Raw genomic sequence first — 22,035 nt, forward strand, 5'->3', positions numbered from 1 at the left:
CGGAGTGCGGTGCGCACCGGGTCCGGTGCCTCGGACGAGGTGGCGCGGGAGGTCCGGGACGGGGTCTCACACGAGGTCGAAGTACTCGCGCTGCTCCCAGTCGGAGACGTGCGCGAGGTAGCGCGCGTACTCCGCGCGTTTGATCGTGCTGAGCCAGGAGACGACGTCCCGGCCGAGGGCGTCGGCGAAGACCGGGTCCGCGTCGAGCGCGTCCAGGGCCTGGGCGAGCGAGCCGGGCAGGGCGCGGGCCTCGGCGTCGTACGGGTCGGTGACCGGCGGGCCGGGGTCGAGCCGCCGGGCCATGCCGTCCATCCCGCTGATCACCTGCGAGGCGATGTAGAGGTACGGGTTGGCGGCCGGCTCGCCGGACCGGTTCTCCAGCCGGGTGCCGCCCCCGCCCTGGGTGCCGACGACGCGCACCATGGCGCCCTTGTTGTCGATGCCCCACACCACCCGGTCGGGGGCCAGGGACAGCGGCAGGTACCGCTTGTAGCCGTTGACGGTGGGGGTGGTGAAGACGGTGGCGGCGGGCGCGTGGGCCAGGAGTCCGGCGAGGTAGTGCCGGCCGGCCGGCGACAGCGTCTCCCCCGGTGCCGGGTCGAAGGCGGCCTCGCCGCCGCTCCGGGAGCGCAGCGACTGGTGCAGGTGCCAGCCGGTCGACGCGGTCTCCGCGGCGGCCGGACGGGACATGAACGTGGCGTGGTAGCCGTTGCGGCGGCAGATCTGCCGCACCGCCGCGCGGGCCAGCAGCGCGTCGTCGGCGGCCCGTGCCGCGTCCCGGGCGTCCAGGGTCAGTTCCAGCTGGCTGGGTCCGAACTCCAGCTCCAGGGAGCGCAGTGGCAGATCGAGTCCGGTCAGTCCCCGGTGCAGCAGGTCCACCAGGTCGTCGAGCCGGTCCAGGCCCTCCTCGTGCAGCAGTTGCGAGCCGCTGCTCAGCGGCGCCACCTCGGGGGCCGGTCCGGGGGCGCCCGGACGTCCCACCGCCACCGGCGCGAAGCCGCCTGGCGCCGGGGCCGGGCGGTAGACATGGAACTCCAGTTCCACGCCGACCGTGAGGTCGTAGCCCGTCGCCGCCAGCGCGGCCAATTGGCCGCGCAGCAGACCGCGCGGGCAGAACGCCGCGGGGGTGCCGTCCGGGTGGTGGACGTCGCACAGGATCCAGCCGGTCCGGTCGGCCCACGGCAGCACCCGGAACGTGGTCGGGTCGGGCACCAGGACGATGTCGCCGGCGCCGGCGAACCGCCCGGAGACCAGTGGGTCGCCGCCCGCGAAGACGGGGAGGACGGTCCGGCCCGAGGTGTCCTTGAGCAGCAGCGAGGACGGTGCGGTGACGCCCGAGCGCAGCGCGCCGGGCACCGCCTCCCGGGTCAGGGTCTTGCCGCGCAGCACGCCGTGCTGGTCGGCGAAGGAGAACCGGACCCGTTCCAGGCCGAGTTCGTCGATCACCCGGCGCAGTTGCCCGGCGGCCGCGTGCTGCCGCTCGTCCCACAGTCCGTGCCGTTCTACGAAGCCGCCGGCGCCGGCGGCGGTCAGCGGGCGAGCGCTGGGTCCGTCGCCGCCCTCGGCGCGGGGCCGCTCGTCAGCGCTGCGCACCGCGCACCTCCCGTCCCGCCCACGGGGAGCGGGCCCGCCGCTGCGACTCCCGCTGCCGCCAGGCTGCTTCCCAGCCGGCCGCGGGGGTGATGGTGTCGACGGCCGCCGGGCCGGTCAGTTCCTCGGCCGCCGCCGGGTCGAGCGGCAGGCCGGGGACCGGGTTGCCGTTCTCGAAGGCGGAAATGGCCTTCAGCAGCAGTCGGCGGTTGGCGGTGACCGCCCGGTCGGAGACACCGAGCCGTTCGACGGTCCGGTCCTGCACCGGGCCCATGCTCTCCACCGCCCACTGGTCGTGGACGTTGATGTCCAGGCCCATGCCGGTGTAGGTCAGCTCCCGCTGCTCCACGGGGTCGAAGCCCCAGTCGTTGGCACGGCCCCGCAGCGGCCGATAGTCGGGGAGGGAGACCTCGGCGAGTCGCTGGGCCAGCAGTGTCTCCTGGTCGGTGGGTTCCTCGAAGTCGTAGAGGATCATGAACCAGTAGTGGTTCTCGTCGTCGATCGGGACGTGCCACTGGCAGAACGCCTTGCCGTTGCCGAAGGGCACCACGAAGGCGTTGGGGAACACCAGGTTGGTGATCCGGACGTGCCGGACGTCCTCGGTGAGGTCGCGCAGCGCGAGGACCCGCAGACCGTGGGCGGCGCGCTCCACCTCGATGTCCGGGCGGAAGTTGGTCCCCACCAGTTCGGAGAGCTTCTTCCCGGTGCCCGCCACCTCCTCGCTGAACTGCTGCCCGTACACCTCGCGCGGGTCCGCGCCGACGAAGCGGTGCAGGAAGGAGACGTGGCTCGGGTCGATGCCGCCCTCGACGCCCTGGAGCCAGTTGCACTCCCACCAGCCCTTGAAGGCGAAGGTGTACTCCTTGGGCGCGCGGAAGCAGTCGTACGCCGGGAAGGGCGGCGGAGTGCCGGTGCCGAGGTAGGCGAAGACGATGCCGTTGCGCTCGGCGCAGGGGTAGCTCGGGATGCGCACCTTGGCGGCGAATTCGCTGTGCGCGGGTTCCGCGGGCTGTTCCAGGCAGCGGCCGTCCGGGCCGTAGAGCCACCCGTGGTACAGGCACCGCAGTCCGCCGTTCTCCCGGCGGCCGTAGGCGAGGTCGACGCCGCGGTGGGCGCAGTAGCGGCCGACCAGGCCCCAGCTGTCGGGTCCGGTCGTGTCGTCCCGCCGGAAGAGGACGAGGTCCTCGCTCAGCACCCGGATCGCCTTGACCGGCCGTTCCCCGGACATCTCCGAGACCAGCGCGACCGGCTGCCAGTAGGCACGCATGAGCTGTCCGAGGGGCGTGCCCGGGCCGGTGCGCGTCACGCGCTCGTTGTCCTCGCGACTGAGCATCGCTCTCCTCGTGCATCCGAACGTTTACTGATTGGATCCAATACTTGCATGGCGAGATCCAATGCGACAAGAGGTGAAGTTTTCGTCAGGGCAGGCCGAGCATGACCGCCATGGCGGTGACCATGAGCGCGCCGCCGGCCGCCCCGAGCAACCGCGCGCGCCTCGCGGGCGGATGGGCGAGCGGGAGGCGACGGGGCGGCCACGCCTGGCGCACCAGCGCCGCGGCCGCCCGGGCCACGGCCCAGCACGCGACGGCGAACAGCACCGGCCACAGCGCGAATCCGGCCGCCCCGGCACCGGCGCCGCCGCCACCGTGATGACTTCGTGTGACAACCGCCGCGGCGGCCGTCAGTGCCGCCATCGCGGCCAGGTTCACCGACTCGGCGGGTTCGCGGACCCGGCGTTCCGCGCGCAGTTGCCACAGCAGGGCGACGCCGAGCAGAACGGTCGCGGCGACCAGCGGACCGCGTCCGCCGGCGACGCCGGGAGCCATCGGCACCATGGCCACCAGCGCGGCCAGCCGCGGCAGCCACTGCCGGGCGGGGGACCGCAGCCGGCCGCCGAGACACAGCACGCCGCCCGCCGTACCGGCCGCCCACAGCACTTCATGCACGCGATCGGCACCGGACGGACGGGGGGCGGAACGAAGGGGGTGACGTGCTCACGGTTCTCCTGGGGTGACTCGCGCGGGACGACGTCCTCGCAGCCACGGACAAACCTGAGCGGTACATGTTTCGTGGCCGATCGGCCCCCGTTTCCCGTCGGTAACGGCTCTCAGCCGAGGCCGGCGCGGGCCGTCAGCAACGGCTGGAAGAAGCCGGTCTGCTGCGGGGCCCGCCATCGGACGCCGCCGAAGCCGGCCCCGGCCGCGAGGCCGGCCAGCCGGTCTTGGCCCAGGGCCCAGTAGGTGGTCCGGCGGACCCGGACGCGCCACTGGCCCGCTTCCGGGCGGAGCTGGAAGTGCTCCAGGTCGTAGTGTTCGCCGTCGTCGTACCAGTGCCAGAGCTGGAAGGTGACGGTCCGCTCGCCGCCGTCCGGCCCGTGCACCCGCACCGGTGTCGCGGCCGGGTGGTCGCGGACCAGGTCGTCGTAGGGGCGGGTGCTGACGAGCAGCAGGCCGCCGGGGCGCAGTACCCGGCGCATCTCGGCCAGGGCGGTGTGCACGTCCCGCTCCGTGAGCAGGTGGGGCAGCGAGTTGTCGGCGCAGACGACGGTGTCGAACCGGCCGTCGGCGAACGGCAGGCGCCGCATGTCGGCGGCGGCCGTGCGCAGTTCCAGGCCGCGGCGGGCGGCCTCGCGGGCGGCGCGGGCGGCGGCACGGGGGCTGAGGTCGGTCCCGGTGACGCGGTGGCCGCGCAGCGCCAGGCCGATGGCCTGCGTGCCGATGCCGCAGGAGCAGTCGAGTACGGTCGGGCGGTCCGGTCCGATCAGGGTGTCCAGGGCCTCGCCCTGCCGGCGGACGCTCGCGTCCCAGTCGGGGTAGATCAGGTGGTAGTCGTCGGCCAGTCCGTCGTAGAAACCCGCCACCGATGTCTTCGGCACGGCCCGAGGTTACCGCGCCTTGTCCTTGCGGGCGCCCGGCCGGTCCGCCGCCGCGGTCTCCTCGGAGGAGGCCGCGGCGGCGGACGTCGGAGCGGCTGCCCGGCAGGGTCAGCGGAGTGCCGGTGCCACGACCTCGACCACGTCGACCAGTTTGGCGAGTTGCTGGGCCACCTGGTCCAGGGCCCGTTCCTCGACGTGGGCGACGATCGTCATCCGGGACCGGCCCGGCTGCTCGGTCGGGGCGACGGCCAGTGATTCGATGTTGTATCCGCGCCGGGAGAACAGGGTGGCGGCGCGGACGAGTACGCCCGGCTTGTCCTGGACCACGGCGGTGAAGGTGTGCTGCGACATGGTGGTGCCTCTCCGGTCGCCGGGTGGTCAGTCGGTCTCGTCGCCGAAGTCGGGACGCAGGTCCCGGGCGGCCATGATCTCGTCGTTGCTGGTGCCGGCGGCGACCATCGGCCAGACCATGGCGTCCTCGTGCACGATCAGGTCGACCACGACGGGACGGTCGTTGATCGCGTTGGCCTGCTCGATGACCGCGTCGAGTTCGGCCGGGTCCTCGCAGCGCAGCCCGACGCAGCCCATCGCCTCGGCCAGCATGACGAAGTCCGGGACCCGGGTGCCTGCGGCGGGCGGCCGGGTACCGGCGGCCCCGGTGGCGGCGAGGTGCGCGGTGGCGGCGCCGGGTGCGGGCGGGCCGGAGTGCAGCGCGGTGTGGGAGTAGCGCTGGTCGTAGAAGAGGGTCTGCCACTGGCGGACCATGCCCAGCGCGCCGTTGTTGATGATGGCGACCTTGATGGGGATGCCGTTGAGCGCGCAGGTGACCAGTTCCTGGTTGGTCATCTGGAAGCATCCGTCACCGTCGATCGCCCACACGGTGGCCTCCGGCCGGCCGGCCTTCGCGCCCATCGCGGCGGGCACGGCGTAGCCCATGGTGCCCGCGCCGCCGGAGTTGAGCCAGCGGCCGGGGTGCTCGAAGCCGATGAACTGCGAGGCCCACATCTGGTGCTGGCCGACGCCCGCGGTGAAGATGGTGCCCTCGGGGGCGAGCCGGCCGATGCGCTCGATGGCCTGCTGCGGTGACAACCGGCCCTCGGGCGCCGGGTCGTAGCCGAGCGGGTAGCGCTCACGCCAGTCCGTCAGCCGCTGCCACCAGTTGGCGTAGTCGCCCCGGTGGCCCGCCTCCTGCTGGGCCCGGACGCCCACGATCAGGTCGGCCAGCACCTCCCGGGCGTCGCCCACGATCGGCAGGTCCGCCTGCCGGTTCTTGCCGATCTCGGCCGGGTCGATGTCCGCGTGCACGACCTTGGCGTGCGGGGCGAAGCTGTCCACCCGGCCGGTCACCCGGTCGTCGAAGCGGGTGCCGACCGCGAAGATCAGGTCGGCCTTCTGGAGCGCGGTCACCGCGGCGACCGTGCCGTGCATGCCGGGCATGCCCAGGTGCTGCGGATGGCTGTCCGGGAGCGCGCCCAGCGCCATCAGCGTGGTGACGACCGGCACACCGGTCAGCTCCGCCAGAATCCGCAGCTCCGCGCTCGCGCCGGCCTTCACGACGCCCCCGCCGATGTACAGCACCGGGCGCCGGGCGGCCAGCAGCAGGTGGGCGGCCTCGCGGATCTGCTTGGCGTGCGGCTTGCCGACCGGGCGGTAGCCGGCCAGGTCGGTGCGCGGCGGCCAGTGGAAGGCCGTCGTGCCCTGGAGGGCGTCCTTGGTGATGTCGACCAGCACCGGTCCGGGGCGTCCGGTGGCGGCGATGTGGAAGGCCTCGCTGATCACCCGGGGGATGTCGGCCGGGTCGGTGACCAGGTAGTTGTGCTTGGTGATCGGCAGGGTGATGCCGCAGATGTCCGCCTCCTGGAAGGAGTCGGTGCCGATCATCGTGGAGGGCACCTGGCCGGTGATGGCGACGATCGGCACCGAGTCCATGTAGGCGTCGGCGATCGCGGTGACCAGGTTGGTGGCGCCCGGTCCCGAGGTGGCCATGCAGACGCCCACGGTGCCGGTGGCCTGGGCGTAGCCGGTGGCGGCGTGCCCCGCGCCCTGTTCGTGGCGGACCAGGACGTGGCGGATCCGGGTGGAGTCCATCAGCGGGTCGTAGGCGGGCAGGACGGCTCCGCCCGGGATGCCGAAGACCGTCCGCACGCCGGCCTCTTCGAGGGAACGGATCAGGGACCGCGCGCCGGTCACCCCGGCTTCCGTGAGGCCGGCGGGGGAAGGGGCGTCGGCGGCGGGGGAAGGGAGGCCGGCGTCGGCGGAGGTGGTGGCCGCCGGGTCGGAGCGGTGGGCCGGTCCGGGTGCCGGTTCGGGTGCCGGTTCATGGACCGGTTCGGGTGCCGATTCCGGTGCGCAGTTACCCATCTGACCCATCTGACTCATCTGACTCATTTGACTCATCTGACTCATCTGCAACCTTCTGGTTTCGTCGACGAATGGAATCCCGCCGGGCGCGGCGGGTCTACCAGGGCCTCGCCCACGCGCTGGTGTGCGTCGGGCGCGGGCCGCTGGGCCGTTGTCGTGCGAACCGGGGCAGCAGGGTCTGTCTCCGCGCCGGTTGCCGGTGCCGCGTGCTGAGGGGTGATTCAGCGGGTGGTGCGGCACCGCACCGTCAAGCGGCGGCCGGATCCAAGGGTCCGGACCGCGGGGTCGGGAAACGGCCGCGCGTCAGCTCTCGTGCGCCGTCGCGCGTGCCGTGATCCGCAGGAAGAGCAGGGCGGCGACCGCCAGGACCGCTCCGAGGCCGTACACGGTCGCCGCCCCGACGGGGAGCGCGACGCCGCCGAGTACGGTGCCCAGGCCGATGCCCAGATAGATGCCGGAGGAGTTGAGCGAGACCACCAGCGGGGCTTCCTGCGGGGCGACCTCGATCAGCCGGTGCTGCTGCGGCGGCGTCTGGCACCAACTGCTCGCGCCCCAGAGCAGCACCAGCAGGCCGACCACGGGGCGCAGCGAACCCTCGGCGGCGGCGATCCAGGCCAGCACGCCGAGCGCGAGGGCCATGCTGACGTATCCGGCGGTCAGGACCCGGACGGAGCCCCAGCGGTCGGTGGCGTAGCCGGCCGCCAGGTTGCCGAGCACCGCGCCCAGGCCGTACAGGAAGAGCAGCCACAGGGTCGCGCTCTGCGGGATCCGTACGGCTTCCAGCACCGGGACGCTGTAGGCGTAGGCGGTGTAGCTGGCTCCCATGCCGAGCACCGTGAGCGGCAGTACGGCCAGTACCGTCGGCCGGCGCAGCACGGCGAGCCGGGTGCGCAGCGGGACCCGGGGGTTGCCGGGCAGCTCCGGCATGATGAGCCGGACGCCGACCGCGACGAGCAGGCACAGCCCGGCCACCACGCCCAGGGCGCTGCGCCAGCCCAGCCAGTGGCTGATCAGGTTGCCGAGGGGCACCCCGAGCGCGGTCGCGACGGTCAGGCCGCCGACCACGACGGCCAGCGCCCGGGCCCGCAGCTCCGGACGGACCAGGGCGGCGCTCACCGCACCGGCGTTGGGGGTGTAGGCGGCGGCGCCGGCGGCCGCGACGATCCGGCTGGCGATCAGCACGGCGAGGTTGGGGGCCAGTGCCGACAGGAGGTTGGCCGCGCCGAGCGTGAGCAGCGCGCCGATCAGCAGGGCCCGCCGGGGCAGTCTCGCGGTCAGGGTGGCGAGTACCGGCGACAGGACGGCGTAGGCGGCGGCGAACACCGTGATCGACTGTCCGGCCGCGGTCTCCGACACGTGCAGCGAGTCGGCCATGGTGGGCAGGAACCCGGCGACGACGAAGGCGTCCGTGCCGACGGCGAAGGTGCCCAAGGCCAGCACCAGGGTCGACGACAGTCCGCCCGGCTGGGGCGGGTTCTTTCCGCCGGCCGTGGCACGACCGGACGGAATCGAGACACTCGACATCCAGATTCTCCTTACGGGTGTGCCCCACCGGTTTCGCGGGGCACCTGGTGATTCAGCGGGCCGTGCGCTCGTAGTGGCGCCGAGTACGGTCCGCGGCGTTGGGCGGCGCGGCGGCCATGATGTCCGCCAGCGTCTGCGCGGCGAGTTCGCGGCGCCACGCCAGCTCGGCCCTGCGCATGGCGGTGGCGATGCCGCAGGCCCGCTGGAACTCCCGGGCGGGTGCGCCCGCCCCCTCGCCCCGCTGCCGGATCTCGGTGCAGCGGAAGACGTCGTCGGGGCCTTCGATGGCGGTGACGACGTCCATGAGGGTGATCCGCTCGGGGGGCCGGGCCAGTCGGAAACCGCCCCTGGCCCCCGGCGTCGAACCGAGGATGCCGGCCCGGACCAACGCCTGGAGTCGCTTGTTCAGATAAGCCGGCGGGAGGTCGAACCAGGCCGCCAGTTTCGCCGTCGGCACCGGCTCCTCGTCCCCGACCCAGGCCAGTGTGAGGCAGCAGTGCAGCCCCCACTCGACTCCCTCGCTCATCCGCATAACCAGGACACTACACCTCCAGATTCCAACTCCGCACGTCCCGGCGGGAAATCGCCGTCCGGTCAGGCGTCCAGGTGCGGCAGGAGGAGCACCCGCCGGCCGTGCAGTTCGCCCCGCTCCATCCGGCGGTGCACCTCGGCGGCGGCGCTGAGCGGAAGCGTCTCGGTGGACCGGGGGCGCAGCCGTCCGGCGGCCAGCAGCCGGTTGAGGGTGCCGGCGGCCTCGGCGAGTTCGGCGCCGGTCGCGTGGGAGATGACGAAGCCGACGACGGAGCAGTCCTTCATGTAGAGCGGTCCCGCCGGCAGGACCGGCCGTGAGCGGGCGCCGGCCAGCAGCACGATCCGGCCGCGCGGGGCGAGCGCGTCGACGGCGGTGGTCAGGTCGTTGCCGCCGGAGGTGTCGAGCCAGACGTCGACGCCGGACGGGCCGGCCTCCTCGATCCGCTTGGCCAGGTCGGGGTCGCGGTAGTCCAGGACCTCGGCCGCGCCCAGGTCGCGGCAGTACGGGGCGTCCTGGGCGGCGGCGGTGGCTATCACCCGGGCGCCGGCCTCGACGGCCAGCACGGTCAGCGCGCTGCCGACGTTCCCGGCCGCGCCGGCCACCAGGACGGTCTCACCGGCCCGGACCCGGCCGTGGGTGAACAGGGCCAGGTAGGCGGTGGCGGCCGGATGCACCGTGGCGACGGCGACCGCCGGGTCCACGCCTTCGGGCAGGTGGTAGAGGCGGTCGGCGGGGACCACGGCCCGCTCGGCGGCGGCGCCCTGCCGGCCGCCGTGGCCGAGGCTGTTGCACCAGACCAGGTCGCCGGGGGCGAACCCGGGGGCGCCCGGCCCGGCCTCGGCGACCGTGCCGACCAGGTCACGACTGATCACGAGGGGGAACTCGGCCGGGGTGCGGAAGACGCCGGAGCGGACCAGGGTGTCCACCGGGTTGACGGTGGTGGCCAGGACGTCGACCAGGACGTCGGTCGGACCAGGGACGGGGGTGGGCAATTCACCGCAGTGGATGTGCTCCGGCGGTCCGAGGGTCTCGATGAAGGCTGCGCGCATGGTCACCGAGTCTGGCACCGCCCGGCGAAACCGGGCAGCGAGCAGCGGGATATCCGTCAACTGGACCGGCCGCACCCCGCGTCCCGGTGGTCCGCCACCACCACCGGTGCGGCGGACATCCGGACATTCGAGGCCGCTCCACCCCCTCGGCCGGTGGTCCCGCCACCGGTCGCCGCACCAGGTAGGTGTTCTGTGCACCTGGGCTGAACCGGAGGCGCTGCCTACCGTCTAGGCGTCTGAACAGGCGTTTGACTGTCCGAGGTGAGGGGATCTCGAATGGGCGGCGGCACGCTGCACATGGAGGACGTACGAAGGCCCGACAACGCGGCGGTGTGTGCCCATGACCAGGGCGTCGTGCTCGCCGAACTGTGCTCGTTCCTGTTCGCCTCGCTGCCCCGGGCCGATCAGCGGCGCAAGGGCGTCGAGTATCTGCGCGGGCTGCTGGGGGCCGAGGGCCGCAAGTCGATCCGGAACATCGCGCGGCTGATCGGCGGTCAGGCCACCGAGCAGAACCTGCACCACTTCATCAGCAGTTCGACCTGGGACTGGGGTCCGGTCCGCGAGGCGCTGGCACACCACCTGGTGCGGGTCGCGCCGCCGCAGGCCTGGGTGGTGCGGCCCACCGTGATCCCGAAGACCGGAGAGCACTCGGTCGGCGTGGACCGCAGGTTCATCCCCTCGCTCGGCCAGGTGCTCAACGCGCAGCAGGCGATCGGGGTCTGGGCCGCGTCGGACGAGGTGAGCGTGCCGGTGAACTGGCGGCTGCATCTGTCGCAGGCGTGGCTGGACGACGTACCGCGGCGCCGGCAGGCGTCGATCCCGGAGAGCGTGAACCCCCAGACGCCGGGGGCGTGCGCGGTCGAGACGCTGCTGGAGGCGCTGTCCGGCTGGCGGTTGCCGGTGCGGCCGGTGGTGATGGACGCGCGGGAGATGGACACCCTGCGGGTGATACGGCGGCTGCGGGCCGCGGGGCTGCCGTTCGTGGTCCGGGTCGACAGCACGCTGCCGCTGTGCCCGGCCGAGCCGGCACCGGCCGGGCACAGCGCGGAGGCGCTGCCGGCCCAGCGGATCCTGGAGGTCTCCCGGGACCTGCGGCGGCCGGTGCTGTGGCCGGACCACGGCGGCCGGCCGGGGTTGCGGACCAGCCTGGTCGCCGGTGTCCGGGTCCGGGTTGCGTCGCCCGGCCGGCGGCTGCCCCTGCCGGAGCGCCGCGCGGCGGGGGGCGAGGAGGATCTGCTGCTGCTGGGGGCGGGCGCGCAGGGCCGGCGCTGGCCGCGCGAGGTCTGGCTGACCGACCTCGCGACGGTGCCGGCGGCGGTGCCGTTCCGGCTGAGCCGGCTGACCCGCCGGGTCGACCGGGACTTCACCGACATCGCCGACCAGGTGGGGATCAGGGATTTCGCGGGCCGCTCGTTCGGCGGCTGGCACCGCCACGTCACACTGGCCTCGGCCGCCCACGCGGTCGCGGCGCTGGCCCGCACCGGTGACGGGGAACTGCGTCGGGCTTCTTGAGGGGGGCGGGGGCGTACGGGCGCGGTGGGCGTCGAAGGGGCGGGCGCGGCGGACCGGGCGGGCGGGACGGGCGCGGCGGGGCCGGCGCGACCGCGTCGCCGGGCCGGCCGGTAGGGCGGGCTCGGTGGGGTGCGGACGTGCCTCCGGGGGCGGGCCACCAGCCGGACCCGTCACCGGTCGGACCTGCCCCATGATGCGGACCCGTCACCGGTCGGACCCGAGCCCATGATCGAGTCGGTCCGTGATCGGCTGTTACGTCCGCTCCCCCGCCCCGGGCGCCGCTCCGGGCGCCCGCTGTTCCATCAGTACTTGGCGGATGCGGGACAGTCTGAGCGCGAGCTGTACTTCGAGCGCGCGCTCGGGCTGCTGCCAGTCCCGGCCCAGCAGGTCGCTGATCCGCTCCAGTCTGCGGGCGACCGTGTTCGGGTGGACGTGCAGTCGCTGGGCCGCGCGGGTCGGGCTGTTGCCGGTCTCGAAGTAGGCGCCGAGGGTGCGGGCGAGTTCGGTGAAGCGCTCCCGGTCGTAGGTGAGGAGAGGGCCGATCACGGAGTCGATGAATCCCGCGACGTCCCGGTCGTCCGCGAGCAGCACGCCGAGGAAGCCCAGTTCGCGCGCGGACGCCGAACGCCCGGTACTGCCGAGGGCCGTCATCGCGTCGAGGCAGCGCAGCGCCTCGCGGTGGCAGCCGGAGACCGCGGCCGCGTCCGAGACCGGCCCGGCACCGGCGACCGTCACCGGTTCGTCGAGCAGCGGCGAGAGTTCCTCGGAGACCGCCGAGGCGGCGGCGCCCGGATCGGTGCCCGGCAGGAACAGTACGACGCTGTCGCTGTGGACGCTCTTGAGCCCGTTCATCCGGTGCGCGTACGACGAGGCCCAGGTGTACATCTTGCCGTGGGCCTCGCCCTCGGGACGGGCGATCACCACGACGTGCGGCGCGTTCAGGTCGATGCCGAGGCGGCGGGCGCGTTCCTCCAGTTGCTGCGGGGGCCGTTGCGGGACGGTGAGCAGGTCTTCGAGCAGTTCGTCATGGGCCCGGCCCTGGGCGATGGCGGTCCGGCTGGTCTCCAGCAGCAGTTGGACCGCGGTGGCCTGGGCGACCACCCGGAGCAGCCGGTGGTCCCGTTCGGGAGGCGGATGTTCGGGCTTGAGCAGCAGCGTGCCGAGGTATTCCCGGCCGGCGCCGACCGGCACGGCCCACATGCCGCCGTCCACCTCCACCGGCTCGGCGGCGGCGCCGGCGTCCATGGTGGCCACGGCGGTGGCGGCGGCCTCGCTCTCGGGTATCGCGCCGACCGTGGTCAGGGGGGTGCCGTTGGCGGCGTAGACGCGCAGACTGCCGCTCAGGTGCCGGCTCGCCGTCCGGGCCAGGGCGTGCGGTTCCGCCCCGCTCAGCGCCTCGTCGACCAGTTCGCGGTGGATCCGCGCCAGTTCGTCGGCGTCGTGCAGGGCCTGGATGAGCCGGGCGTTCTCCCGGGCCAGTTCCCGCAGGGTGGAGTTGGTCTCGTCCAGGACCCGGGCCCGTTCGATGGCCAGGCCGGCCAGGTGGCCCAGGGAGCTGATCAGGGAGACCTCGTCCCCGGTGAAGTGGCGCACATTGCGGTCGGCCACGTAGAGGACGCCGCCGGGGTGGGTGCCCTGGCTCAGCGGGACGGCCATGATCGCGCGCAGTCCCTCGGCCCTGACCACCTCGTCCAGGCCCGTGCTGTGCGCTATCCCGTCGTCCTCCAGGTAGTCCGGAGTCCAGACCGGCCCGAGGTTGGCCAGCGCGGCGTTGCCGAGACCGGCCTCCCCGGGCAGCCGGAGACCGACGTTGAGGGTGGAGATGTGCCCGTCGGAAGCGCGTATGTAGGAAACCCCGTCCTCCGGGTGCGGGAAGCTGATGTACGACATGTCGACGCCGAACAGCAGGCGGGACCGTCTGGTGACCATCCGGAGCACGGTGTCGAGGTCGTTGGGGGCGACCAGGTCGCGGGTGGTGTCGAGCAGCGCGGACAGCCCCGCCTCCCGCTGCTGGCGGCGCTCGCGCTGGGAGTGGATGCTCAGGCCCAGCCGGGTGGCGTGCTCCAGGCTCTCCAGCTCGGCCTCGGGGACGTGCTCGCGTCGCGCCCGGGCGACGAGCGCCTCCAGCCGGGCCGGCGGCGCCTCACTGGCCAGTAGCTCCAGGACGGCCGACGCGCCGCGGTCCTCCCGCGCCCCCTGCTCCGTCACGACTCCCCTCCCCTGCCCTGCCCTGCCCTGCCACGAGGCCGTACGGCTGCTCTCACAGTGATCGAAAAGCTACTGAGCGGGGCGTCGGGCGTCAACGAATCGTCAGACATGTCCAGTGACTGGACGGTAGTGGGGGCACCGCGGCCGGCGGTTCGATGTGTTGCTTGGTCACCTTCCGTAAGTGTCATGTTACCGGCAAGATTCGGTCGGAGATCAGCGCGATTACGGCATCGGATGAGCAGTTCGGCGGCAGGGGGGAACGTAGTGAACGTTATTCAGGACTATCGCCGGTCCTTGGAGCGAAGCAGGCAGGCGCTGGCGCGGGAGGACTGGCCGGCCACCTTCGCCCTGTGCGGCCGGGAGTGGGATCTCCTTCCCGGGGTGTTCGCGCCGGTGTACTCCCCGACCACGGAGTTCTCCATGCGCCTGATGGGCCTCGCGGACCCGGCGGCGACCCCGCGGACCGGCTCGTTCCTCGAGATCGGCTGCGGGAGCGGGGTGATCGCCGTGGCCAGCGCGCTGGGCGGCTGCGACCGCGTGGTGGCCGTGGACATCAGCGAGGCCGCGGTGCGCAACACGGCGCTCAACGCCGAGCGGCACGGAGTGCGGGGCCGGGTCCGGAGCCTGCGCGGCGACCTGTTCGCCGGCCTGGCCCCGGAGGAACGCTTCGACACGATCTTCTGGCATTCCAACTATGTGCTGGCACCGGCGGAGTACCAGTACCGGACCATGCTGGAACGCGGCTACGTGGACCCGGGATACGCGACGCACCGCCGGTTCCTGACCGAGGCGCCGGGCCGGCTCGCGCCGGGCGGCTCCGTGCTGCTGCATTTCAGCGGGCGGGGCGACCTGGACGGCCTGCTGCGGATCGCCGAGGAGTGCGGGCGCGCGCTCACGGTGCGGCGCAGCGCCGTGTTCCGGGAGGGGGAGTACGAGGTGGAGCACATGCTGATCGAGGTGACGACAACGACCTGACGGGACGTCAGCAGCACGTCGGGAGAGAACGGACGACCGCGGCGTCGGGCACGTGACCAGGGGAAACGATGCGCACTTTACTGATCGACAATTACGACTCGTTCACGTACAACCTTTTTCACTATCTGGCCGAGGTCAACGGCCGGGAACCCGAGGTCGTGGTCAACGACGATCCCCGGTGGCAGCTGAGGTATCTGTCGGAGTTCGACAACGTGGTGCTCTCCCCCGGGCCGGGCGATCCGGCCCGGCCCGCCGACTTCGGCGTCTGCCGCGAGGTGCTGGAGCACGGGGGGCTGCCGACGCTCGGGGTGTGCCTGGGCCATCAGGGGCTGGCCGCGCTGCACGGCGCCCGGGTCGGCCGCGCGCCGGAGCCCTGCCACGGCCGCGTCTCGCCAGTACTGCACGACGGGACCGGTCTGTTCGAGGGGCTGCCGTCTCCGTTCGAGGCCGTCCGGTACCACTCGCTGGCCGTGGACCGGCTGCCGGCCGCGCTGGAGGCGACCGCCTGGACGCCCGACGGTGTCCTGATGGGCCTGCGGCACCGGGAGCGCCCGCAGTGGGGCGTGCAGTTCCATCCCGAGTCGATCGGGGGCCAGTACGGGCACCGGCTGCTGGACAACTTCCGCCGGCTGACCCTGCGGCACGGGGGTGGTGACCGGGGTGGCCGGGGCCGAGCGACGACGCCCGGAACCGACGTGCCCACCACCGCTCCCCGGCCCGGTGACGGCGCCGAGCCGCGTCGGCTGCGCGTGCTGGCGCGGCCGCTGGCCGTCCGGGTGGAGGACGAGGCCGCCTTCGACCGGCTCTTCCACCGGGGCGGGCACGCCTACTGGCTGGACAGCAGCCGGCCCGACGCCGGCTCCGGCCGGTTCTCCATCATGGGCGACGCCTCCGGTCCGCTCGGCCGGATCGCCGAGGCCGATGTGTGGAGCGGCACGGTGACGGTGCGTTCGGCGACGTCCACCGAGACCGTCACCAGCGCCTTCCTGGAGTGGCTGGACCGGGACCTCGCCTCGGTCCGGACCGCCGTCCCCGACCTGCCCTTCGACTTCGCGCTGGGCTGGGTCGGGTACCTGGGCTACGAGCTGAAGGGCGAGTGCGGCGGCCGGCTCGTGCACCGTTCGCAGGATCCGGACGCGGTGATGGTCTTCAGCGACCGGGCGCTGGTCCTCGACCACGTCACCGGCACCGGGTACCTGCTGGCCCTGGCCGAGGAAGGCGCGCCGGACCAGGCCCGCCGGTGGCTGGAGGAGGCGGCCGGGCTGCTCGCCGGCCTCGCCGGGCGCGGCGCCGCCCGGCCCGGCCCGGCCGATCCGCCGCGCACCCTGCGGTGGCGGCACGACCGGCGCGCCTACCTGGACCTGATCGACGCCTGCCAGGAGGAGATCGCGGCGGGCGAGACGTACGAGGTGTGCCTCACCAACATGATCGAGGCGGACGGCCGGCCGCAGCCCTGGCGCAGTTACCGGTTCCTGCGCCGCACCAGCCCGAGCCCGTTCGGCGCGCTGCTGCGGTTCGGTGAGCTCTCGGTGCTGAGCACCTCGCCCGAACGGTTCCTGCGGGTGGACCGGCACGGGGTGGTCGAGTCGCGGCCGATCAAGGGGACCCGCCCGCGCGGCGCGACGCCCGACGAGGACGCGGAGCTGCGGGCGGACCTGATGTCCAGCGTGAAGGACCGGGCCGAGAACCTGATGATCGTGGACCTGGTCCGCAACGACCTCGGGCGGTGCGCGGAGACCGGCTCGGTGACGGCGGACGACATCTTCCGGGTCGAGACGTACGCCAGGGCCCATCAGCTGGTCAGTACGGTACGAGCCCGGCTGCGGCCGGACAGCTCGGCGGTCCGGTGCGTGCGGGCGGCCTTCCCGCCGGGCTCGATGACCGGCGCGCCGAAGCTGCGCACGATGGAGATCATCGACCGCTTGGAACAGGGACCGCGCGGGGTGTACTCCGGTGCGGTCGGCTACTTCTCGCTGACCGGCGCGGCGGACCTCAGCGTGGTGATCCGCACGGCGGTGCTCACGCCGGGACGGGTGCGCTACGGCGTGGGCGGCGCGATCATCGCGCTCTCCGACGCGGCGGAGGAGTTCGAGGAGACGGTGGTCAAGGCCGCCCCGCTGTTCGCCCTGGCCGGTCTTGAGCTGCCGGAGGGCCGTCAGGACTCCCTGATCCACTGACCGTCCGGCAGCCGCCACGGGCCGCCCCCGCCGGGTCAGGCCGTTTCACTGATCCCCGCGACACCCTGGAGTCCAGGGAGTCGCGGGGATCGTGGGTTCTGAGGTGCTGAAGGCGAGGTTCCCCACTCGTCCCGCCCGGGGCGTCCCCCCGTACCGGACCTGATGAAGTACCCGGCACCTGACGAAGTGCGGTGGCGGCCGTTGGCGGCGTCGGTCGCCGTGTCACACGATCAGGACGCACCGCAGCCGTCCGGCCACCCACAGCTCGTCGCCGACCCCCAGGCCCCGGCCTTTCCCGCCAGTCGAGGGAGCATCCCGGCCATGACCGACGCCGTCGCCGCCCGGCAAGGGCCCACCGGCACCGCAGGGCAGCGCGCACGGGGGCCGCGGGTGGCCTGAGCAGTACCGCGGTCCGGCCCGTATCCGTCGCACCGCACCACGACCGCCTTCGCCCCGTGCCGGACGCGGCGTTCGCCGCACACCTTCTCGCGAGGCACCGCGGGGGCCACCGAGTCCGCCGCACTTTCGCTCTGGGAGACGCTCATGGTCACCGCACTGACCGCTGTCCGGTCCAGACCGGCGCTTCAGCAGCCCGACTGGGCCGACCACGGACACCTGCACGACGTCCGCGAGGAACTGGCCGGACGACCACCCCTGGTGGCCGCCGCGGACGTACGCCGATTGCGCTCGCTGCTCGCCGAGGTGGCGGCCGGCGCCGCGCAGGTGGTGCAGAGCGGCGACTGCGCGGAGGACCCGGTGGAGTGCTCGGCCGGTGACATCGCTCGCAAGAGCGGTCTGCTCGACGTCCTGGCCGGCATCGTGAAGATGGTCACCCACCGGCCGGTGGTCCGGGTCGGCCGGATGGCGGGCCAGTTCGCCAAGCCCCGCTCCCGGCCCACCGAACGGGTCGGCGGTGTCGAACTCCCCGTCTACCGGGGCCACATGGTCAACAGCCCGGAGCCGGACCCGCTGCTGCGGCGGCCCGACCCGCGACGGCTGCTCTCCTGCTACGCGGCGGCGAGCCGGGCCATGACCCACCTGGGCTGGCTGGACCCGGGCGGCCGCTCGGCCAGCTGCCCGCCGGTGTGGACCAGCCACGAGGCACTGCTGCTGGACTACGAACTGCCGATGGTCCGGCGGGACGACGCCGGCCGGCTGCTGCTGACCTCGACGCACTGGCCGTGGATCGGCGAGCGCACCCGCGCGGTGGACGGCGCCCATGTCGCGCTGCTCGCCGGCGTCGACAACCCGGTGGCCTGCAAGGTCGGTCCCCGCACCCGGACGGACGAACTGCTGGCGCTGTGCGCGCTGCTCGACCCGGAGCGCGACCCGGGCCGGCTCACGCTCATCGCCCGGATGGGCGCCGGTTCGGCCGCCGACCGGCTGCCCGCGCTGGTCGGGGCCGTCAAGGCGGCCGGGCACCCGGTCATCTGGCTGACCGACCCGATGCACGGCAACACCGTCACCACCCCGGCCGGCCTCAAGACCCGCTTCGTGGACACCGTCGTACGGGAGGTCCAGGACTTCCAGTCGGCGGTGCGATCCGCCGGTGGCGTGGCCGGCGGGCTGCATCTGGAGACCACCCCCGACGACGTCACCGAGTGCGTCCTCAACGAGTCCGAGGAAGGCAACGTCGGCGACAAATACACCAGTTTCTGCGATCCCCGGCTCAACCCGGGCCAGGCCATCTCGGTGGTCTCCGCCTGGCAGGGCTGACGACGCCCTGGTGCACGAACCCGTCCGACCACGGCCGGCCCGGCACCGGGCCGGCCCGCAAGGAGGTTTCAGTCATGCGGAACAAGGTCGCTTTGGTCACCGGAGCGGCGGGGGGCATCGGCGCGGCCGTCGTCCGGGCCCTGGCCGAGCGCGGCGCGGTCGTGGCCGCCGTCGACCGGAACGCCGACGCGCTGCGGGAGACCGTCGCCGAGCCGGCCGCGGAGGGCGGCCCGCGGGTCGTGGCGTTCCCGGCGGACGTCACCGACAGCGCCGCGGTCGACGCGCTGGTCGACACGGTGGAACGGGACCTGGGCCCGGTGGACCATCTGGTCAACGCCGCCGGCGTGCTGCGCCTGGGCCCGGTCGGCAGCCTCACCGACGAGGACTGGCGGGCCACCTTCGCGGTCAACGTGGACGGCGTGTTCCACCTGTCCCGCGCGGTGGTCGCCCGGATGGTGCCGCGCCGCCGCGGCGCCCTGGTCACCGTCGCCTCCAACGCCGCGAGCACACCGCGCGCCGAGATGGCCGCGTACGCCGCGTCCAAGGCGGCCGCGACGATGTTCACCAAGAGCCTGGGCCTGGAGGTCGCCGCGTACGGCATCCGCTGCAACGTGGTCGCCCCGGGCTCGACCGACACCCCGATGCTCAGCTCGATGTGGCACGACGCGTCGGGCCCGAAGGGCACCATCGAGGGCCGGCCGGAGGCGTACCGGGTGGGCATTCCGCTGGGCAAGCTGGCGCAGCCCGCGGACATCGCCGCCGCGGTGGTCTTCCTTCTTTCCGACGAGGCCGGCCACATCACCCTGCACGACCTCACCGTCGACGGCGGCGCCGGACTCGGCGCCTGAACGTCCCGTCCGCGACACCCGCGCCCCATACCCGCACCAACCGCATGTGCACAGAACAGGAGACAAGGCCATGGCAGGGTTACCGACCATCGAGCCCTACGCGATGCCGACCGCGGGCGACCTGCCCGGCAACACCGCGAAGTGGACGGTGGACCCGGACCGTGCGGTGCTGCTCGTCCACGACATGCAGCGCTACTTCCTCAAGCCCTTCCCCGCCGCGCAGTCCCCGGGCGGCGAACTGGTCCGCAACGCCGTGCTGTTGCGCGAGCGGGCCGCGGCGCTGGGCGTACCGGTCGCCTACACGGCCCAGCCGGGCGGCATGACCGAGGAGCAGCGCGGTCTGCTGATGGACTTCTGGGGTCCGGGCATGCGGGTGGACCCGGTCGACCGCGAGGTCGTCGAGCCGCTCGCCCCGACGTCCCGGGACTGGATGTTCACCAAGTGGCGCTACAGCGCGTTCTTCAACTCCGGCCTGCTGGACCGGATGCGGGCGGCCGGCCGGGACCAGCTCGTGCTGTGCGGGGTGTACGCGCACGTCGGGGTGCTGATGACCGCCGTGGAGGCGTTCACCCGCGACATCCAGCCGTTCCTGGTGGCCGACGCGGTGGCCGACTTCAGCGCCGCGGACCACCGGCTCGCCCTGGAGTACGCCGCCAAGCGCTGCGCGATGGTGGTCACCGCCGAAGGAGTTCTCGGATGAGACCGCACATCGCACGGTCCGACCCGGCACGGCCGGACACCGCACGCCCGGATCTGCTGCAACGGATACTCGACGCTCCGTCGCCGCCCGTCTTCGCCCTGCTGCACCGGCCCGAGACGACCGGCCGGGGAACGCTGGAGGTGCTGCTCGGCGAGGTCAGCACGCCGGCCACCCTGGACCGGATCGAGCTGGCCGAGGCGGGCGGCGGCGCCCGGCACGAGGTGCTCGCGCTCGTCCCCTACCGGCAGATCCGCGAGCGCGGCTTCGAATCCGCCGACGACGGTGCCCCGCTGATCGCCGTCACCGTGACCGAGCAGGCCACCGTGCAGCTCGCCGAGGCGCTGGCCCGGATCCCGGACACGCCCATCGCGCTGGCCGGGGGCCACTTCGACATCGACGACGACGCCTACGCGGACATCGTCCGCCGGGTGATCGCCGACGAGATCGGCCGGGGCGAGGGGGCGAACTTCGTCATCAAACGCTCCTTCGTGGCCGACATCACCGGCTACACACCGGCCGCCGCGCTGACCTTCTTCCGCCGGCTGGTGGAGCACGAGACGGGCGCGTACTGGACGTTCGTGGTGCACACCGGCGAGCGGACCTTCGTCGGCGCCACCCCCGAGCGGCACATCAGCCTCAGCGACGGCGTCGCGGTGATGAACCCGATCAGCGGCACCTACCGCTATCCGGCCTCGGGGCCGACGCTGCCCGAGGTGATGGACTTCCTCGCCGACCGCAAGGAGGCCGACGAGCTCTACATGGTGGTCGACGAAGAGCTCAAGATGATGGCCCGGATCTGCGACTCCGGCGGCCGGGTGATCGGCCCGTACCTCAAGGAGATGGCCCGGCTCGCGCACACCGAGTACTTCATCGAGGGCCGCAGCCGCCGCGACCCGCGCGAGATCCTGCGCGAGACGATGTTCGCGCCCACCGTCACCGGCAGCCCGCTGGAGAGCGCCGCCCGGGTCATCGGCCGCTACGAGCCGGCCGGCCGCGGCTACTACAGCGGCGTGCTCGCCCTGATCGGGCGGGACGGGCGCGGTGGCCGCACTCTGGACTCCGCGATCCTGATCCGCACCGCGGACATCGACCGCCGCGGGCGGCTGTCCATCGGGGTCGGCGCCACCCTGGTCCGGCACTCCGACCCGGACCGCGAGGTCGCCGAGACCCGGGCCAAGGCGGCCGGTCTGCTGGCGGCGCTGGCGGCGGACGGGCCGCGGAGCTTCGCCGACCACCCGCGGGTGCGGGCCGCGCTGGAGCGGCGCAACCGGGGCATCGCGGACTTCTGGCTCGCCGAGGGCGGCACGGGGAGTGCGTGCGCGGCGGAACTCGCCGGGCGCCGGGTGCTGGTGATCGACGCCGAGGACACCTTCACCTCGATGATCGGTCACCAGCTGCGCGCGCTGGGGCTGGAGGTGACGGTGCGCCGGTTCGACGAGGAGTACTCCTTCGAGGGCTACGACCTGGTGATCGCGGGCCCCGGACCGGGCGACCCGCGGGCGGCCGGCCACCCCAAGATCGCCCATCTGCGGTCCGCGGTGCTGAAGTTGCTCGACCAGCGACGGCCGTTCCTCGCGGTCTGCCTGAGCCACCAGGTGCTCAGCGGCCTGCTCGGTTTCGAACTCGTCCGCCGCGAGGTGCCGAACCAGGGCGTCCAGCGGGAGATCGACCTGTTCGGCTCCCGGGAACGGGTCGGCTTCTACAACACCTTCGCCGCCTACAGCAGCCGGGAGGAGGCCGAGGCCGACCGGGTCGGGCCGATCGAGGTGAGCCGCGATCCGGGGACCGGTGAGGTGCACGCGCTGCGGGGCCCGCACTTCGCCTCGATGCAGTTCCACGCCGAGTCGGTACTGACCCAGGACGGTCCCCGGATCGTCGCCCGGCTGATCACCGAGGTGCTGCACGCCACCGCGCTGTCGGCCGGGTGAGGGACCTCGTCCGCGGGCGCCGGCCGGGTCGCGACCCGGC

At 73.3% G+C, this 22,035-nt stretch carries 17 protein-coding genes; 7 read left to right on the forward strand and 10 right to left on the reverse strand.

Features of this window, described 5'->3' with window-relative positions:
- Window positions 1–66: 66 nt before the first annotated feature.
- The 9 genes from ACTT8P_RS27765 to ACTT8P_RS27805 form a co-directional block, all read right to left on the reverse strand.
- A complete protein-coding gene (locus tag ACTT8P_RS27765) occupies window positions 67–1,593 on the reverse strand; it encodes a glutamine synthetase family protein (RefSeq protein WP_442834499.1) in 1,527 nt (508 codons plus the stop codon).
- Complete coding sequence (locus ACTT8P_RS27770; protein WP_442834500.1) at window positions 1,580–2,923, reverse strand: Rieske 2Fe-2S domain-containing protein; 1,344 nt, start codon at window positions 2,921–2,923, stop codon at window positions 1,580–1,582. Before ACTT8P_RS27770 ends, ACTT8P_RS27765 begins: the two co-directional genes overlap by 14 nt.
- An 85-nt stretch (window positions 2,924–3,008) precedes the next feature.
- Window positions 3,009–3,536 (reverse strand): hypothetical protein, encoded by a 528-nt coding sequence (locus ACTT8P_RS27775; RefSeq protein ID WP_442834501.1) that lies wholly within the window; start codon window positions 3,534–3,536, stop codon window positions 3,009–3,011.
- A gap of 161 nt (window positions 3,537–3,697) precedes the next feature.
- A complete protein-coding gene (locus ACTT8P_RS27780; protein ID WP_442834502.1) occupies window positions 3,698–4,465 on the reverse strand; it encodes a class I SAM-dependent methyltransferase in 768 nt (255 codons plus the stop codon).
- 108 nt (window positions 4,466–4,573) lie between these two features.
- Entirely contained in the window at window positions 4,574–4,816 is a 243-nt protein-coding gene (gene ilvN, locus ACTT8P_RS27785; RefSeq protein WP_442834503.1) for an acetolactate synthase small subunit, read from the reverse strand.
- Window positions 4,817–4,843: 27 nt separating this feature from the next.
- Window positions 4,844–6,844, reverse strand: coding sequence for an acetolactate synthase large subunit (locus tag ACTT8P_RS27790; RefSeq protein ID WP_442834504.1), 2,001 nt, complete (start codon window positions 6,842–6,844; stop codon window positions 4,844–4,846).
- 285 nt (window positions 6,845–7,129) lie between these two features.
- Window positions 7,130–8,350, reverse strand: a complete 1,221-nt coding sequence (locus ACTT8P_RS27795; protein ID WP_442834505.1) for an MFS transporter — start codon at window positions 8,348–8,350, stop codon at window positions 7,130–7,132.
- A gap of 52 nt (window positions 8,351–8,402) precedes the next feature.
- A complete protein-coding gene (locus ACTT8P_RS27800; RefSeq protein ID WP_442834506.1) occupies window positions 8,403–8,882 on the reverse strand; it encodes an RrF2 family transcriptional regulator in 480 nt (159 codons plus the stop codon).
- A 62-nt stretch (window positions 8,883–8,944) separates the two neighbouring features.
- Window positions 8,945–9,931 (reverse strand): NADPH:quinone reductase, encoded by a 987-nt coding sequence (locus ACTT8P_RS27805; RefSeq protein WP_442834507.1) that lies wholly within the window; start codon window positions 9,929–9,931, stop codon window positions 8,945–8,947.
- A gap of 276 nt (window positions 9,932–10,207) precedes the next feature.
- On the opposite strand from ACTT8P_RS27805, the gene ACTT8P_RS27810 reads away from it, so the two are divergent.
- On the forward strand, window positions 10,208–11,443 hold the full coding sequence (locus ACTT8P_RS27810; RefSeq protein WP_442834508.1) for an IS701 family transposase: 1,236 nt from the start codon (window positions 10,208–10,210) through the stop codon (window positions 11,441–11,443).
- Between the two features lie 252 nt (window positions 11,444–11,695).
- Here ACTT8P_RS27810 and ACTT8P_RS27815 read toward each other — a convergent pair whose 3' ends face one another.
- Complete coding sequence (locus tag ACTT8P_RS27815) at window positions 11,696–13,651, reverse strand: helix-turn-helix domain-containing protein (RefSeq protein WP_442834509.1); 1,956 nt, start codon at window positions 13,649–13,651, stop codon at window positions 11,696–11,698.
- 294 nt (window positions 13,652–13,945) lie between these two features.
- Here ACTT8P_RS27815 and ACTT8P_RS27820 point away from each other — a divergent pair, with 294 nt between their 5' ends.
- From ACTT8P_RS27820 to ACTT8P_RS27845, 6 genes are all read left to right on the forward strand, one after another.
- A complete protein-coding gene (locus ACTT8P_RS27820) occupies window positions 13,946–14,626 on the forward strand; it encodes a 50S ribosomal protein L11 methyltransferase (protein WP_442834510.1) in 681 nt (226 codons plus the stop codon).
- Window positions 14,627–14,694: 68 nt separating this feature from the next.
- Window positions 14,695–16,803: an aminodeoxychorismate synthase component I gene (pabB, locus tag ACTT8P_RS27825; protein ID WP_442834511.1), complete on the forward strand. Its 2,109-nt coding sequence runs from the start codon at window positions 14,695–14,697 to the stop codon at window positions 16,801–16,803.
- Between the two features lie 543 nt (window positions 16,804–17,346).
- Entirely contained in the window at window positions 17,347–18,519 is a 1,173-nt protein-coding gene (locus ACTT8P_RS27830; protein ID WP_442834512.1) for a 3-deoxy-7-phosphoheptulonate synthase, read from the forward strand.
- A gap of 74 nt (window positions 18,520–18,593) precedes the next feature.
- Complete coding sequence (locus ACTT8P_RS27835) at window positions 18,594–19,367, forward strand: 2,3-dihydro-2,3-dihydroxybenzoate dehydrogenase (RefSeq protein WP_442834513.1); 774 nt, start codon at window positions 18,594–18,596, stop codon at window positions 19,365–19,367.
- A 70-nt stretch (window positions 19,368–19,437) separates the two neighbouring features.
- The gene (locus tag ACTT8P_RS27840) at window positions 19,438–20,067 is read left to right on the forward strand and encodes an isochorismatase family protein (RefSeq protein ID WP_442834514.1); all 630 of its coding nucleotides are present in this window, start codon (window positions 19,438–19,440) and stop codon (window positions 20,065–20,067) included.
- The gene (locus tag ACTT8P_RS27845) at window positions 20,064–21,995 is read left to right on the forward strand and encodes an anthranilate synthase family protein (protein ID WP_442834515.1); all 1,932 of its coding nucleotides are present in this window, start codon (window positions 20,064–20,066) and stop codon (window positions 21,993–21,995) included. Before ACTT8P_RS27840 ends, ACTT8P_RS27845 begins: the two co-directional genes overlap by 4 nt.
- Window positions 21,996–22,035 lie beyond the last annotated feature (40 nt).

This window comes from Streptomyces sp. JW3 (genome assembly GCF_052216785.1).
Classification (GTDB): domain Bacteria; phylum Actinomycetota; class Actinomycetes; order Streptomycetales; family Streptomycetaceae; genus Streptomyces.

Bases quoted from the DNA above. Each gene is read 5' to 3' on its own strand.
- ACTT8P_RS27770 (WP_442834500.1), bottom strand. From the start codon at position 2,923: ATGCTCAGTCGCGAGGACAACGAGCGCGTGACGCGCACCGGCCCGGGC.
- ilvN (WP_442834503.1), bottom strand. From the start codon at position 4,816: ATGTCGCAGCACACCTTCACCGCCGTGGTCCAGGACAAGCCGGGCGTA.
- ACTT8P_RS27790 (WP_442834504.1), bottom strand. From the start codon at position 6,844: ATGAGTCAGATGGGTCAGATGGGTAACTGCGCACCGGAATCGGCACCC.
- ACTT8P_RS27795 (WP_442834505.1), bottom strand. From the start codon at position 8,350: ATGTCGAGTGTCTCGATTCCGTCCGGTCGTGCCACGGCCGGCGGAAAG.
- ACTT8P_RS27800 (WP_442834506.1), bottom strand. From the start codon at position 8,882: ATGCGGATGAGCGAGGGAGTCGAGTGGGGGCTGCACTGCTGCCTCACA.
- ACTT8P_RS27805 (WP_442834507.1), bottom strand. From the start codon at position 9,931: ATGCGCGCAGCCTTCATCGAGACCCTCGGACCGCCGGAGCACATCCAC.
- ACTT8P_RS27810 (WP_442834508.1), top strand. From the start codon at position 10,208: ATGGGCGGCGGCACGCTGCACATGGAGGACGTACGAAGGCCCGACAAC.
- pabB (WP_442834511.1), top strand. From the start codon at position 14,695: ATGCGCACTTTACTGATCGACAATTACGACTCGTTCACGTACAACCTT.
- ACTT8P_RS27830 (WP_442834512.1), top strand. From the start codon at position 17,347: ATGGTCACCGCACTGACCGCTGTCCGGTCCAGACCGGCGCTTCAGCAG.
- ACTT8P_RS27835 (WP_442834513.1), top strand. From the start codon at position 18,594: ATGCGGAACAAGGTCGCTTTGGTCACCGGAGCGGCGGGGGGCATCGGC.
- ACTT8P_RS27840 (WP_442834514.1), top strand. From the start codon at position 19,438: ATGGCAGGGTTACCGACCATCGAGCCCTACGCGATGCCGACCGCGGGC.
- ACTT8P_RS27845 (WP_442834515.1), top strand. From the start codon at position 20,064: ATGAGACCGCACATCGCACGGTCCGACCCGGCACGGCCGGACACCGCA.